The 14,883-nt window shown below is 75.4% G+C and carries 10 protein-coding genes; 8 read left to right on the top strand and 2 right to left on the bottom strand.

Features of this window, described 5'->3' with window-relative positions; translation table 11 throughout:
• Nucleotides 1-157 precede the first annotated feature (157 nt).
• The gene (locus ACFV1W_RS34330; protein WP_380421180.1) at nucleotides 158-1,027 is read right to left on the bottom strand and encodes a methyltransferase domain-containing protein; all 870 of its coding nucleotides are present in this window, start codon (nucleotides 1,025-1,027) and stop codon (nucleotides 158-160) included.
• A gap of 700 nt (nucleotides 1,028-1,727) precedes the next feature.
• Nucleotides 1,728-3,170, bottom strand: coding sequence for a hydrolytic protein (locus ACFV1W_RS34325; protein WP_380421179.1), 1,443 nt, complete (start codon nucleotides 3,168-3,170; stop codon nucleotides 1,728-1,730).
• A 133-nt stretch (nucleotides 3,171-3,303) separates the two neighbouring features.
• Between ACFV1W_RS34325 and ACFV1W_RS34320 the strand changes: the two genes are divergently transcribed.
• The 8 genes from ACFV1W_RS34320 (at nucleotide 3,304) to ACFV1W_RS34285 (ending at nucleotide 13,581) form a co-directional block, all read left to right on the top strand.
• Entirely contained in the window at nucleotides 3,304-4,044 is a 741-nt protein-coding gene (locus tag ACFV1W_RS34320) for a LuxR C-terminal-related transcriptional regulator (protein WP_380421178.1), read from the top strand.
• A 160-nt stretch (nucleotides 4,045-4,204) separates the two neighbouring features.
• On the top strand, nucleotides 4,205-7,420 hold the full coding sequence (locus ACFV1W_RS34315) for a hypothetical protein (RefSeq protein WP_380421177.1): 3,216 nt from the start codon (nucleotides 4,205-4,207) through the stop codon (nucleotides 7,418-7,420).
• A gap of 352 nt (nucleotides 7,421-7,772) precedes the next feature.
• Nucleotides 7,773-8,471 carry a DUF4255 domain-containing protein gene (locus ACFV1W_RS34310; protein ID WP_380421176.1) on the top strand — a complete coding sequence of 233 codons (699 nt, stop codon included), beginning with the start codon at nucleotides 7,773-7,775 and terminating at the stop codon, nucleotides 8,469-8,471.
• Complete coding sequence (locus ACFV1W_RS34305) at nucleotides 8,468-10,627, top strand: ATP-binding protein (RefSeq protein WP_380421175.1); 2,160 nt, start codon at nucleotides 8,468-8,470, stop codon at nucleotides 10,625-10,627. Before ACFV1W_RS34310 ends, ACFV1W_RS34305 begins: the two co-directional genes overlap by 4 nt.
• Before the next feature lie 224 nt (nucleotides 10,628-10,851).
• A complete protein-coding gene (locus ACFV1W_RS34300; protein WP_380421174.1) occupies nucleotides 10,852-12,402 on the top strand; it encodes a phage tail sheath family protein in 1,551 nt (516 codons plus the stop codon).
• A 53-nt stretch (nucleotides 12,403-12,455) separates the two neighbouring features.
• Nucleotides 12,456-12,896 carry a phage tail protein gene (locus tag ACFV1W_RS34295; protein ID WP_030290301.1) on the top strand — a complete coding sequence of 147 codons (441 nt, stop codon included), beginning with the start codon at nucleotides 12,456-12,458 and terminating at the stop codon, nucleotides 12,894-12,896.
• Nucleotides 12,893-13,426, top strand: coding sequence for a hypothetical protein (locus tag ACFV1W_RS34290; RefSeq protein WP_380421173.1), 534 nt, complete (start codon nucleotides 12,893-12,895; stop codon nucleotides 13,424-13,426). The genes ACFV1W_RS34295 and ACFV1W_RS34290 overlap by 4 nt, the downstream gene beginning before the upstream one ends.
• The gene (locus ACFV1W_RS34285) at nucleotides 13,423-13,581 is read left to right on the top strand and encodes a DUF6760 family protein (RefSeq protein ID WP_380421172.1); all 159 of its coding nucleotides are present in this window, start codon (nucleotides 13,423-13,425) and stop codon (nucleotides 13,579-13,581) included. The genes ACFV1W_RS34290 and ACFV1W_RS34285 overlap by 4 nt, the downstream gene beginning before the upstream one ends.
• Nucleotides 13,582-14,883: the final 1,302 nt, after the last annotated feature.

The following is a 14,883-nucleotide window of genomic DNA, read 5'->3' as shown; positions in this document are numbered from 1 at the left end:
AGCTAAGCCTCACAGCGCCGATGGTACTGCAGGGGGGACCCTGTGGGAGAGTAGGACGCCGCCGAACAATCATTCAGAAGAACCCCCATCCGGATTCCGGATGGGGGTTCTTCGCGTTGTGGATACCGCCGATCCGTACCTGACCGAATGCCGGAGGCTACTCGACCGGACGGCGGCCCCAGGCCGAGATCAGCGGAGCGAGCGTCAGGTCGAGTTCGCCCGCGTGGATGGCGGCCAGGTGTGCGTCGATCTCGGCCTCGTCGGCCAGGCCGGCCGCGAGGAGTTCGCCGCGCACGTGGCGGATGGTCGCCGACTCCAGCTGGTCGCAGGCCGGCCCGCCGACCGGGAAGGAGCCCGCCGCGGCGACGTCCACCAGGCCGGCCTCACGCAACGCCCGTGGCAGCGCCCGGCCGTAGCGCAGGTCCGCGCCGCGGCGCCTCAGCAGTTCCCGGACCGCATCGCGCAGCCGGTTGGCCCGCCGCTGCGCAGGGCCGCTCTCGTCCAGGCACGCCAGTGGCTGCAGAGCGGTGTCGGCGTCCTCGACCAGCAGCCAGCCGCCGGGCCGTAGCGCCGCCGCCATGGTGGCCAACGCGCGCGCCCGGTCGGGCACATGGACCAGCACGAGCCGCGCGTGTACCAGATCGAACGTCCCCGGCTCCGGGGGCGGATCGGCGGCGACGTCGTGGCGGCGCACCTCGTAGCCGTCGGCTGTCTTCAGCCACGACGGGTCGATGTCCGTGGCCAGGACGTGCCCGGTCGGGCCGACGGCTGCCGCGAGTGCCTCAGGGATGCCGGGGCCACCGGCCCCGACTTCCCAGCAGCGCGAGCCGGGTCCGACGCCCAGGCGGTCGAAGTGCCCGCGCGTCACGCCGTCGAAGAGCTCGGCCAGCCAGACGAATCGCTCGCCCGCCTCGGCGCGAGCGTTGTCCAGCAGGTACCCGTGGGCGGGCTCTCCGCCGGGCGCGGTGGTCCCGTCGGTCGATTCCGGTCGGCCACCGGCGTGCGGCGGGCGGGGTGAGGAAGTCATGACCACATGATCGACCTCCGGGGCCGCAGGCGCCACGACGACGGGAGAGGGATGTCTCACAAGATCACACGCCGGAGGTTCGGCCCTCCGCGTCGGACGTGACCGTGGGAGGCGGGGCGACCTGCCAGGTGGAGGCCCCGGCCGGGGCGGCGGCGACGGGGGGACGGGTGCTCGGGGTGCTCGGAATGCTCGGGGTCGAACAGGGCCCGGCCGCACGGGCGACCTTCCGGCGGAAGGAGACCTGGTAGGACCTCAGCCAGTACCTGGGGTTCATCCGCGCCGAGGTGGAGAAGCCGGGCTTGTGGTGATTCGGTGCGTATACCGCCCTGCGGGCACTTCTGGAGCGGGAACAGCGCAAAGCTACTGGTGTACTGATGAGGCGTCAGCAGCGCAGCGGGGCAGACATCGGCGGCTGCGGGGGCGGTGCGTTTGCCCCCGGAGGGCCTGCCGGGCTTCCCCGGGAGGGCAGGTGGGCGCTGTGGGAGCGGTTGGGGCGGGTTGCCGGTGGTTGCGCGGAGAGGCCATGGTCACCGGCGGGTGGTTGACATGGCCGCGAGCCGCGGGAGGAGATTGCGGATGGGAGAGATCACGGAGACGGACAGGCCGGGTCCGACGGAAGGGCCCCGTTGACATCGTAGGGGCGAACGGTGCACCTTTCCGGTCCGGTTGCCCGAGGAGGGGAGGTGCTGCGCGCACTGGTTCAGTTCCCCTGCCTGATGTCGCTCAACGTCCCGCTGATGTTGAGGAGTTCGTGGCAGGTGTCCGCCTGCTTGCCCGAGGCCGGAGTGCCCGGTGACTCGCAGGTCACGGTCGCCGTCACTGCCTGGTCCTCGGGGACCTGGATGGGAGTCACCCAGTGGTAGTCCTGGTTGCGGAAGGTCTCCAAGGCGATGGTGGTGATCGTCTGCTTGCCGGCCGTGATGGTCAACAGGCCCTGGTCGCCCTGGAAGTTGGCGGCCACGATGTCCGTGATGTCGAAGACCTTGCCGTGCGGCACCTGGTAACTGCCGGTGGACGAGGTGCTGTTCGCGGTCTTCACGTCGATGGTGGCGGAGCTCTGCCGTCCGGTCCCCGGCTCCGCCAGGCCCGGACCGGGGGCGCGGCCGCCGGTGCTGGGCTGCCCGGCGCCGGGCTTGCCCTGGCCGCCGGGGCTGCTGCCGGAGGGCGCCGTGGATGCACCGCCGGGTGCGGCGGCGCTCGGGGCCGGGGTGGCGCTCTGCTGGGCGACGGCCTGCTCGGCGGCCTGCTTGGCGGAGCTGCGCACCGCCGGGCGGACCAGGGCGAACCAGGCCAGCAGCAGCGCGAGCAGCGCGGCCAGGAGGGCGAGCAGCCACTTCGGGAAGATCGGCAGTTGAATGAACTCGCCGTCGAGCACCGGCCGTTGAACGGGCGTGAGGGCTTCGGCCGAGGCGGCCCCGGCCTTGCCGGCAGAACCCCTGCCGTCCCCGCCGGCCCCGCCGGCCCTGCCGCCCTTGGCGTCCGGGGCGCTCGAACTCCCGGCGGCCGCCGCCCCGCCGTCGGTGCCCCTGCCGGTGCCGGCCTGCTCCGGGCCCACCGTGACCTCGAACGGCCAGGAGGCCGGTTTGCCGAACCAGATCAGCTTGCGGGCCCGGGCCTGCAGCCGCAGCTCGCCGGACTCGCCGGGTTCGAGGCGCAGCCGTTCCGGGGTCGCCCGGAACCGCAGCTCCTCGCCGGCCTGCCCGGGCGTGAGGGTCACGGTCCCGGGGGTGTTGCCGAGGTTGCGTACGGAGGTGCGGTAGCGGCCGCGCAGCCAGCCGCGGCGGCGCCGGGGTGCCAGGGCGGCCTGCAGTTCGTGGAACGGTGTGACGGTCACGGTCGTCTCGGGGACCGTCACCAGCTCGGGGCGCTCGGTCGGCAGGACCCGGATGCCGAGCGGGAACTCACCGGCCCGGGCCGCGGGCGAACGCGGTGGAGCGAGGCGCACCGTCACCGACTCGGACGTCCCCGGGTAGAGCGAGAGCCGGGCCGGCTCGACCGTCGCCCACGCGGCGCAGTCACCGACCACCTCCAGCGTGTACGCCTCCACGATGTCGAGGTCGTTGCGCACCGTCAGCGTCGTGGTGGCCACGCCACCGGGCGCCACCGTCAGCGCGGGCAGGCCGAGTTCGGCGGATGTGGTCATGGCGTGACGGTAGGGCCGGCGGACCGTCCGCGGAGAGGGCTGTACGGGCAAGCCGTGGGCACACCCCTTGCCCGTACGGACCGACCGACCCTGCCCGGCGCCGCCGCAGGTCCACTGGAGAATGGAGAGTTCGATGACTTCGACCGAAGCACCCCGAAGCGAGGCCGTCACCACCCACCGGCCCCCGGTGGCGCAACGTTCCGGCAGCGCCCGCCCGGCCGCCCCGCGCGTCCCTCTCCAGGCACGCAGGCCGGGCCAGATACCCGTGGCGGTGTACGCCGAGGACGTCATCCTGCAGACGGGCGTGGTCCAGCAGCTGCGCCAGCGGCCCGAGGTGGAGTTGCTGAGCGAGAGCGAGGCGGGCCGGGCCGAGGTCTCCCTGCTGGTCGTCGACGCCCTGACCGAGGCGGTGGCCGAGCACCTGCGCAGGCTGCGGCTCGCCACGTCCGGCCGCATCGGCCTGGTGGTGGGGCAGTTCGAGGCCGGCGGGCTGCAGACGATCGTCGAGTGCGGGGTCGCCGCCGTGCTGCGGCGCTCGGAGGCCGACCAGGACCGGCTGGTGCACCTGATCACCGCCCTGGCCAACGGCGAGGGCGTGATGCCGGGGGACCTGCTCGGTGAACTGCTCGACCGGATCGGGATGCTCCAACGCACCATGCTCGACGGACGCGGCCTGACCCTGTCGACCCTGACCGCCCGGGAGGCGGAGATGCTGCGGCTGGTCGCCGACGGCTTCGACACCAGTGAGATCGCGGCCGAGACCTCGTACTCCGAACGGACCGTCAAGAACGTGCTGCACGAGATCATCACGCGGCTGGGGCTGCGCAACCGGGCGCACGCGGTGGGGTACGCCATGCGGCGCGGGCTGATCTGAGGAGTACGGCCGTTCCGCACGTCCCGCGCGGGAGCGCGGCGGTCTGCCCTTTGGGGCACCGGCCGTTACCCCCGGCTCGGGCGCCCGGGCCCTGTTCCCCGGGCGCCCGAGGCGGTGAGACTGCCGGGGAGACCGCCCCTGCCACCCTGTGAGGTCGCGCGTGACCGCCGCCACCGGCACTCCCCGCTCCATCCGGCGGCCGGCCCGGGCCGCCGTCGCGGCGCTGCTCGCGCTGGCGGCCGTGGTGCTGACCCTGGGCTCCGCCCCCGGCGGACCGGGCGGCCCGGCCGCCGCCGAGGATCCGGCCGGCGGGCGGATCGTCTACGCCGGCACCAACCACCGCGGCCTCGCCCGGGTGACCGGCCAGGACGCCAGCACCCCGCTGTTCGGGCCCGGCCCGGTCCACTTCGACCAGGACCCCTCGGCCCGCGGCGACGAGCTGGTCTTCACCAGCCTGCGGGACGGCCCGCTGCCCCAGGTGTACCTGCGCGACGCGGCAGGTTCGCTGCGCCGCCTCACCACCGGCATGGACACCGCCCACCCCGCGCTCGCCCCGGACCGCAAGGGCGTGGTCTTCGAGGCCCTGGAGCGCAGGAAGGACGGCGCATCCCAGCACGTCCTGTGGGCGGTCGAGCGGGACGGCACCGGGCTGCGCCGACTCACCGACGGCACCGCCGACGAGACCCACCCGACCGTCTCGCCCGACGGCCGGTGGGTCGCCTACGCCTGCGCCGGCGAGCCGGGGCACGTCCAGATCTACCTGCGGCCGTTCACCGGCGGTGCGCCCGTCAAGGTCACCAACGTGACCAGCGGGGACGCCGTCGACCCGACCTGGAACCCGCTGAACGACGACGCGCACCGCAACCAGATCGTCTACACCTGGGACCAGGGCGACAAGGGCCGCACCCTGATGCTCACCTCGCCGAACGGCGGCGACAAGGCGTTCTTCCCCGGCACCGGCTCCACCTGGCGGACCGGCTCCGCCTCCTGGCTGGCCGACGGCAGCGGAGTGCTGTTCCTCAGCGCCGACCGGCTCGCCCCCAAGCCGCAGCTCCAGCCGGCCGATCCGCCGCAGCCACCGGTGGTGAACCTCTACCGCGCGCCGACCTGCGACTGCACCGACCCCCAACTCCTCTACAGCGCCAACCGGTTGATCGCCACGCCGACCTGGCTCGGACCGCAGAACGGGGGAGGCCCGGTGGTGGAGCAGACCAGCGCCTCCGCCGCCAACGTCGCCGACGTCCAGGACGTCCGCCCCGACGGCGCCGACCCGCGCGACCTGGGCATCAGCGTGCTCACGGAGGACCCGGCCGCCGACACCAACACCGATCCCGACCCGGCCGCCGACCCGCTCTTCCACCCCCGCCCCGGCTACGACCCCTGGTACGAACGCCAGACCTACACGCCCGACGGGCGGCAGATCGTGGTCACCCGCTACGAGGACTCGCCCGCGGGCCGGATCCAGCGGATCTGGCTGGCCGACGCCGACGGCGCCGACCCGCACCCCGTGAACCTCGCCGGGCGCGGCCCGACCGACCGGGACACGGACCCCTCCCTCTCCCCGGACGGCAGGCTGATCGTGTTCAGCCGCAGTACCCCGGGCAGCGGCGGACGGGGACCGGCCCGCCCCGGCCGGATCGTGATCGCCCAGGTGGCCACGGGTGCGATCGTCGGCACCGTCCAGCCGCCGGCCGACCGGCCCGGGGCCGCGGACGACGAGCCCTTCTGGTCCCCCGACGGCAAGCTCATCGCCTTCTCCCGGACTGCCGTGGTCAACGGCAACCCCGGCAACAAGCACATCTGGACGGTGCCCGCCGACGACCTCACCCGGCAGAACGACCTGAGCCGCACGGCCTGCCCGGGCAGCTGCGACGTCATCGACGACAGTCCCGCCTTCTCGCCCGACGGCCGGCGGATCGCCTTCAACCGCAAGGCCGGTGACGGCGGGAACAACCGGCAGGACGGCGTCGTGGTCACCACCCCGACCGGCCGGGACTGCACGGTGATCCTGCCCGCCGGGCTCGGCGACGGCGCCTGCACCCGGCCGCTGCCCGACCGCTCCACCGGCCCCTTCCAGCCCCGCGACGTCGCCTGGACGGCCGACGGCGCGCAGCTCGTGCTGACCTCCCGGCGCGCCGCGCCGCCGAGCGCACCCGAGGGGCTCAAGATCTACGACTTCGCCACCGCCGAGCTCACCGAGCTCGACTGGCGGCTGCCGGGGCGCCAGAAGGAGCCGGCCGTCCAGCGGTCCGTCCACCTGACGCTCAGCGCGCCGCCCCGCACCCCGGCCGTCCCCGTCGACGGCGGCACCGGCGTGACGATCACCGTCACGAACAAGGGCCCCGCACCCTCGCCCGGCACCGTCCTGACGGCCTCGGTGCCGACCGGCGCCCGGCTCGGCGAGCTGACCAGCCCGGTCGGGCAGTGCGACGCGGCGGCGCTGCGCTGCGAGCTCGGCACCCTGGCGCCGGGGGCTCAGGTCCGGGTCACCGGCCGCCTGATCGGCACCCGGGCGGGCGACCAGCCGTTCGGCTGGAGCGTGAGCGGGGCGGTGGTCGATCCCGACCCGGAGAACGGGTCCGCGGAGACGATCCTGCCGGTGCTGGACGCGCCCTCGCCGACGCCCACGCCTTCACCGACCGCCTCGCCGAGCCCGAGCCCGACGCCCAGCCCGACCACCACGCCCACTCCCGTGCCGCCGCCCCCGGCGCCCGCCCCCGCGCCTCCGCCGCAGGCCGGCCCCGGCGTGGCCGTCGGCGCCCAGCCCGGCCCCGGCTACGTGGGCGGCCACGTGACCGTCAGCTACACCGTGCGCAACACCGGCCAGGCCCTGGCGACCGGGCTGCGCCTGACCCTCGGCCTGCCCGCCGGAGTGCCCACCGAGGCGCTGCCCCCCGGCTGCCGGGACGGGAGCTGCCGACTCGCCGACCTGGCCCCCGGCGGCAGCCAGGTGGTCCGGGTGGTGCTTTCACCGGTGGCCGCGCTGGACACCACGGTCACCGCGGAGCTGACCACCACCGGCACCGACGCCACCCCGGGCCCGCACCGCGCGAGCACCCCGCTGCGCGTCCTGCAGCCCCGCATCGTCGCCGTACCGCCGATCGGCAAGCCCGGCTTCGTGACCTCCGTCCGCGGCACGGACTTCCCGCCCGGCGCGCCGGTCCGCTTCACCTGGCAGCCCGGCATCACCGCGGCCGCGGCCCCCACCTACCCGAGGGCGGACGGGACCTTCGCGGGCCAGCTGCTGATCCTCCCCAAGGACGAGACCGGCCCGCGGACCATCACGGCCGACGGCCCGGGCTTCTCGCCGGTGACCACTCCGTTCCTGGTGGTGGAGGGCAGCATCGGCCCGCCGGGGGAGGTGGAGCGCCGGTGAGCGAGGCGACGGCCCTGCGGGCTGGGACGGTCCTCGGCGCGCCGGCCCGTTGCACGCGGCGGCGCGGCATCACCGCGGCCCCCGTCCGCCCGAGCGGGGACGGGGCCTTCGCGGGTCGGCTGCCGATCCGCCCCGAGGACGAGGCGCGCCCACGGGTCGTCACGGCCGACGGGCCCGGCTACCGGCCCCTCCTGGCGGCGAGAGGGCGGCCTCGGCCGGCCGGGAGAGGAGGTACGGCGGTGAGGCGGCCCGAGGTGGCGGGGCGCGCGGGCGGAGTGGTCGTCGAAAGGCCGTCCCGGGGACCGGCGGGACGTGTCCGGGCGTGCGGTGTGGGCGGGGAGGTGGACGGCCGGTGATACATGAGGTGGACGAGGCGCTGCGGCGGCTGCTGGGCGAGGCCGGGCTGCCCGAGCGCGGGGTCGAGGTGGTGTTCGACGCGCCGACCCGGGATCTCGCGGCTCGGCGGACCGCGCCGACGGTCAGCGCGTTCCTGTACGGCATCCGCGAGGAGACGACCCGCCGGCAGGCCGGGGCCGTCGCCGAGTACGACGAGGACGGCGTGGTGGTCGGTCACCGCCCCGCGCCCCGCTGGTTCGAGCTGGGCTACCTGGTGACCGTCTGGACCAACCGTCCGCAGGACGAACACCGGCTGCTGGCCGAGGTGTTGCAGTGCCTGACCGCTGTGGACGCACTGCCCGCGCGGCTGCTCACCGGGTCGCTCGCCGGGCTCGGGCTGACGGTCGGGCTGGACATCGCCGGGCGCGACACCGGTCTGCCGTCGGTGTCGGACGTCTGGTCCGCGACGGGCGGGGAGCTGCGGCCCTCGATCGACCTCAGGGTGCTCGCCCCGCTGGCCGGCGGGCTCGACCCCGCCGGGCCGCCCGTCACCGAGGGCCTGGTGGTGCGGGCCCGGGACACCACCGGGGAGAGCGGGTCGGGAGGCCGCCGGCTGCGCTACCGCGGTGCCGGGGACCCGGGGCCCGACGGCTTCGCCGCGCCCCGGGAGCGCGCGCTGCCTCCCGGCCGCCGGACGAGGGGCGGGGCGCGGTGAGCCTCGACCTCGGACAGGCCGTCAACGGTGCGCCGCCCGCCCGGGACCACCTGTGGGAGCGGCTGCACCGGGTCGAGCAGCGGGTCCGGGCCGCGGTGCGCGAACGCCGGGCCGACGACCCGGATCCGGACGACCCGTACCGCGGCCAGTACCTCGGCCCGGAGGCGGTGGAGCGGATCCTGGCGTCCTGCGCCACCACGGGGCTCGCCGGTGCTGTGGACGGCAGTGGGAACAGCTCTGTGTACGGGCCGCCGCCCGCCGCCCCGCCGCCCGGCTCCCGACTGGCCCGGTTCGGCGCCGAGTTCGGCCTGCTTCCGGTGGACCTCGACCTCCTGCTGGTGGCCCTCGCCCCCGACCTCGACACCCGCTTCGAGCAGCTCTACGGCTACCTCAACGACGACCTGACCCGCCGCCGGGCCACCGTAGCCCTCGCCCTCGACCTGTGCGGACTGCCGGGGGCGGGCGCCGGCCGCTTCCGGTTCTCCGCCCGCGCCCCGCTGGTCGCCGGGGGCCTGGTGGAGATCACCGAGCCGGAGCGCCCGCTGCTCTCCCGCACCCTGCGCGTGCCGGACCGGGTGACGGCCCACCTGCTCGGCGACGACGAGCCGGACGACGCGCTCGCCGGCCTGGCCCGCCGCGCCGATCCGTGCACCGGGACCGCCCCGGCGCCCGTCGACGACCTGGGTTCGGCCGTGGCCGCGGCCGCGGCGGCCGGCGGGCCGGTGTACCTGCTGGACCGTGGCGGGCAGGCCGGTCCGCTGGCGGTGGCCGCCCTCGCGGCCGGCGGCCGACCGCCCCTGGTCGTCGACGCCGCCGCGCTGGCCGCCGCCCACCCGTCGACGGGCACCGTGCGGGTGCTCGCCCGTGAGGCCCGGCTGGCCGGGGGCGGTGTGGTGCTCGGACCGCTGGACCGGCTCGAACCCGAACGGCCCGAGCGGGCGGCCCTGTTGCGCGACCTGTGCGCACAGCTGGGGCCCGTCCCGCTGGTGGTGCACGGCCCGCAGGTGTGGGACCCGGCCTGGGCGCGGGAGAGCCCCGTGGTGGTGACCGTCCCAGCGCCGGACGCGCGCGACCGGGCCGGGCAGTGGGCCCGCGCGCTGGCCGCCGCCGGGGCACCGCCGAGCCGGGAGCTGACGGAGGGGGTGACGGAGGGTCTGGCGGGCGAGCTGGTCGAGGCGGTGGCCGCCTACCGGCTGGACCGGGAGAAGCTGGAGCGGGCCGCCGCCGTGGCGGCCAGGACGGCGGCCGCCGAGCGCCGCCCGGTGCGCGCGGAGGACTTGCGGACCGCCGTACGGGCGCAGAACGCCGCCGGCCTGGCCCGGCTCGCCCGGCGGATCGAGCCCGCGGTCGGCTGGGCCGACCTGGTGCTGCCCGATCCCACCGCCGGCCGGCTGCGCGAGCTGGTGCTGCGGGCCCGGCACCGCGACCGGGTGCTCGGGCAGTGGCGGATGCGGCCGGGCGGCGGCCGGGGCAACGGGGTGATCGCCCTGTTCGCGGGGGAGTCCGGCACCGGGAAGACGATGTCGGCCGAGGTGGTCGCGGCGGAGCTCGGCATGGAGCTGTACGTCGTCGACCTCTCGACCGTGGTGGACAAGTACATCGGCGAGACCGAGAAGAACCTGGACCGGGTGTTCACGGAGGCGGCGCAGGTCAACGCCGTCCTCCTGTTCGACGAGGCGGACGCGCTGTTCGGCAAGCGCTCGCAGGTCAAGGACGCCCACGACCGCCACGCCAACGTGGAGACGGCCTACCTGCTCCAGCGGATGGAGTCCTTCGACGGGATCGCGGTGCTGACCACCAACCTGCGCGCCAACCTCGACGAGGCCTTCACCCGGCGCCTGGACGTCATCGCCGAGTTCCCGCTGCCCGACCAGGCGCAGCGGCGCCTGCTGTGGGACCGCTGCCTGGGGCCGCGGCTGCCCCGCGACGACGACCTCGACCTGGACTTCTGCGCCCGGCACTTCGAGCTCACCGGCGGTTCCATCCGGGCCTGCGCCGTCTCGGCGGCCTACCTGGCCGCCGGCACGGGCACCCCGCTGGGCATGGCGCAGCTGGTCGCCGCCGTGGTCGGGGAGTACCGCAAGCTCGGGCGACTGGTGCTGGAGAGCGAGTTCGGGCCGTGGCTGGGCGTGCTCGCGGACAGCGGCCTCGGCTGACCCCGGGGCGGCCGCGCCCGGGAAGGCCGGGCCGGGGCGGCGGGGCCCTGCGGGGCAGCCTGCGCGGACCGGTCGGCTGTCCGCCGGGGGCAGCCGGTGCTGCCCCCGGTCCGGGACCTCGGGACATGGTCGGGAGGGCGCCCGGACCGCAGACTCGGGGGCGAGTGATCAGTCAGCGATCAGCGAGTGACCGGCGAAATGACTGGCCAGCCGAAGGAGCGCGTATGCCGTCGTACCTCACCCCGGGTGTGTACGTGGAGGAGGTCCAGTCCGGTGCCCGGCCGATCGAGGGTGTCGGCACCGCCGTCGCCGCCTTCGTCGGCTTCGCCGGGGCCGGACCCTTCCACGAGCCCACGCTGGTGACCAACTGGGACCAGTACGTCCAGCGGTTCGGCGGGTTCACCGAGGGCACCTACCTGGCGCACGCGGTCTACGGCTTCTTCGCCAACGGCGGCGGCTCCGCCTACGTCGTCCGGGTCGGCGACCCGGCCCGGCAGGCCCCCGGTACCGCCCCGGCACCCGCCGTCGTCGCGGCCCCGCCGGTCGCCGTCGCGGGCTTCCTGTTCTCGGCGCTGCCCGGCGCGGGCGGTGAGGTGTCCGTCGAGATCGCCGACGCGGAGGGCGAGAACGTCCCCGAGGACCGGTTCCGGCTGCTGGTCCGCCGCGGCGCCGAGGTCGTGGAGAGCTACGACGTCTCGACCCGGAAGAACACCAAGGGGTACGTCGTCACCCAGCTGCGCGAGTCCAAGCTGGTCGCGGTCTCCGAACAGCCCGGCACCGCGCCCAGCCGCCCCGAGCGGCAGACCCACGCGCTCGCCGCCGCCCCCGCCCTCGCGCCGGGGCCGGTCACGGCCCCCGCCTCCCGGGTCGACCCCGCCGAGTACGTCGGCGACGCCGCCGCCCGGACCGGCTTCTCCGGCCTGGAGGCGATCGACGAGATCACCATGGTCGCGGTGCCCGACCTGATGAGCGCCTACCAGCGCGGCGATCTCGACGACGAGGGCCTGCGCACCGTCCAGCTGGCCGTCATGTCGCACTGCGAGCAGATGGGCGACCGGATCGCCGTCCTCGACCCGCCGCCCGGCCTGAACGCCCAGCGGATGCGCACCTGGCGCAACGAGGAGGCCGGCTTCGACTCCCGCTACGCCGCCCTCTACTACCCGTGGATCAAGGTCTTCGACCCGGCCAGCGGCCGCAACGTGCTGGTCCCGCCGAGCGGGCACGTCGCCGGGGTGTGGGCGCGCAGCGACTCCGAGCGCGGCGTGCACAAGGCGCCCGCCAACGAGGTCATCCGCGGCGCGGTGGACCTCGAACTCCGGCTCAGCAAGGGCGAGCAGGACCTGCTGAACCCGATCGGTGTCAACTGCGTACGGGCGTTCCCCGGGCGCGGCATCCGTATCTGGGGCGCGCGCACCCTCTCCTCCGACCCCGCCTGGCGCTACCTGAACGTGCGCCGGCTCTTCAACTACCTGGAGGAATCGATCCTCCTGGGGACCCAGTGGGTGGTCTTCGAACCCAACGACGACCGGCTGTGGTCCAGCATCCGCCGGAACATCACCGCCTTCCTCACCGAGGAATGGCGGCGCGGGGCGCTGTTCGGCCAGACCGCGGCCGAGGCCTTCTACGTCAAGTGCGACCGCGACAACAACCCGCCGGAGTCCATCGACCTCGGCCAGGTGATCTGCGAGATCGGTGTCGCCCCGGTGAAGCCGGCCGAGTTCGTGGTGTTCCGGCTGGCCCAGTTCTCCGACAGCACGAGCCTCGTCAACGAGTGACCCGGCCCCGTCGTCCCGTCGGCACCCCACGCATCGGAAGGTGACAGCACGCCATGGCTGAAGGCGATCCGCTCTCCACACACATATTCGGCGTCCAACTCGGCGGCTACAACGTCGAGTCCGTCAAGGAGATCAGCAACCTGACGGTCGAGCAGGACGTCGTCGAGTACAAGCAGGTGACCCAAGAGGGCAAACTGATCGTCCGCAAGCAGCCCGGCGCCCGGCTGCCCGGCGAGGTGACCATCACCCGCGGCCTGGACAAGAGCGGCGCGTTCACGGACTGGATCAAGGAGACCCTCAACAACGGGGCGATCAACACCGCGCGGCAGAACCTCACCATCGAGGTCAAGGACACCACCGGCGCCACCCTGCGACGCATCCAGCTGACCAACGCCTGGGCGAGCCGCTGGGAGGGCCCCACGCTCAGCGCGGGAGAGTCCAGTGCGGCGACCGAGACCGTGACCATCGTGTTCGAGGAGATCAGCGTCGAATGAGGCGGAAGATCGGCCTGGACGAACTGCTGGAACGGGCCCCCGCCCAGGGGCCGGTCCAGGGCACGGTTCCGGGCGCGGGCCCGGGCGCGGGCGCGGCACCGGTCCCGGGCCAGCAGGGCGCCGCGCCGCAGGCCGGGCAGGCCGCGTCCCGGGGGCGGACGCCGCACACCGAGTTCGAGTTCGAGCTGCCGCTCGGCTACGTCGACGACGAGGGCACCGTGCACCGCCACGGCGCCATGCGGCTGGCCACCGCCCGGGACGAGCTGATGCCGCAGATCGACCTGCGGGTCAAGGAGAACCCGGCCTACCTCAGCGTGGTGCTGCTCAGCCACGTCATCACCAGGCTGGGCGAGGTCACCGACGTGCACGCCGGGATCGTCGAGCGGATGTACGCCACCGACGTCGCGTTCCTCCAGGACCTCTACCAGCGGATCAACAGCGAAGGCCACACGCGCGCCGCCGTGACCTGCCCGCACTGCGACGGCGCCTTCGAGGTCGACCTCGCCGGTGGGCGCCTGGGGGAATCGTGACGTACGCGCCTGCTCGGCTGTACGAGGAGATCGCGTACATCGCCTACCACTTCCACTGGCCGCGCGAGGACCTCCTCGACCTGACCCACCGCGAGCGCGGGCAGTGGGTGCGCGAGATCGCGCGCATCAACGCCCGGGTCAACGAGGGTGGGTGAGCGGGGTGGGCGTGCGGGACTGGATCGCGCGGCGGCGTCGGGCTGACGGTGCCGTCGCGCCCGGCGGTGCCGGGTCCGGAGGCGCCGGGGCCGGCGGTCTCGGGTCCGGCGGTGCGGTGCCGGAGGGCGGGACCAGCGGTACGGGCGAGGCCGCGCCCGCGGCGGCCCGGCGGCGGCCGGTGGCCGGGGACGGCGGATGGCGCGCGGTGACGCCGCTCGTCCCGACCCTGACCGGGGCGGGGCACGGGATCAGCGACGGCCTGGAGTTCCGCTCCCGGCTGGCCTCCTGGCAGGACCCCTCGCTCTGCGGGCCGCTCGGCCACGCCGTTCTGCCGACCGCACCGGTCGGCATCCTGCGGGCGGTGGCCGCGCCGGGTGGTCCGGCGACGGTCGTCGGGGGCGGGGACGCACTCGTCCTGCCGGCCGGCGTGGACGGCGGGGCGGCGGCCGGCCCGGAAGGCGCGGAAGGCGCGGAGGTGCGGCGGCGCGCGCTGCCGGTCCAGCGAGCCCTCCGGGTGCGGCGGCTGCCCGTGCGGTCGGGGCCGCCTGCGGCGCGTGCGACGGGTGCGGGTCCGGGTCCGGGTGCGGGCGTACGGCGGGTCGGGGCGGAGAACGGTTCGGCGGCGCCCGGCGTCGCGGTCCAGGGCGGGGCGGAGCCCGATGCGGCGACGCCTGCTGCGCCGGGGCCCGCTCCGGTCGGCGCCGGTCCTCGTGAACCCGGCACCCCGGCGCCGGACGGGACCGACGGGTCGCCGCGTCGGAGCGACGTGCCGGACCGGGCCCAGCGCCGTTCCGTGAGGCCGCGTCGCGTCAGCGAACCACTGACCGTGGCGCGGCGGCCGCGCGTGTTGCCCGTGCGTCCGGTGGCGGCCGTCCCCGGGCCGGGCAGGGCGAACGCGGTCGTCACCGAGCCACCGGGTCAGGACGCCGACTCGGCGCCATCGGTGGCCGTGACGGCCGAACCGGCGGACGGGCCGAGCCCGTCCGTGAGCGGCGGGGCCGCGGCGCCCGCGCCGGCGCCGGCGCCGAGTGGCTCGGTCGAAGGAGTGGTCCAGCGTGCCGCCGAGACGGGTGCCGAAGCAGTTGTCCGCCCGGTCCTCGGCGCTCCCCTGACCGCGCTGCCCGCGAGCGCCGCCCCGCCCCTGACCGCCCCGCCCCTGACCGTGCCGCCCCTGACCTCGTTGCCCGCGGGCGCCGCGCCCGTGGCCGCCGTCGGTTCCCGGAGTGCCGAGCAGGGGCCGGGTGCGCCGGCCATGCCCGTCGTCCGTGCTGCCACGGAATCCGCCGCTCCCGAGGCGAGCG

The organism is Kitasatospora sp. NPDC059648 (assembly GCF_042734825.1).
GTDB lineage: Bacteria > Actinomycetota > Actinomycetes > Streptomycetales > Streptomycetaceae > Kitasatospora.
This window is presented reverse-complemented; position numbering and strand designations above follow the sequence as displayed.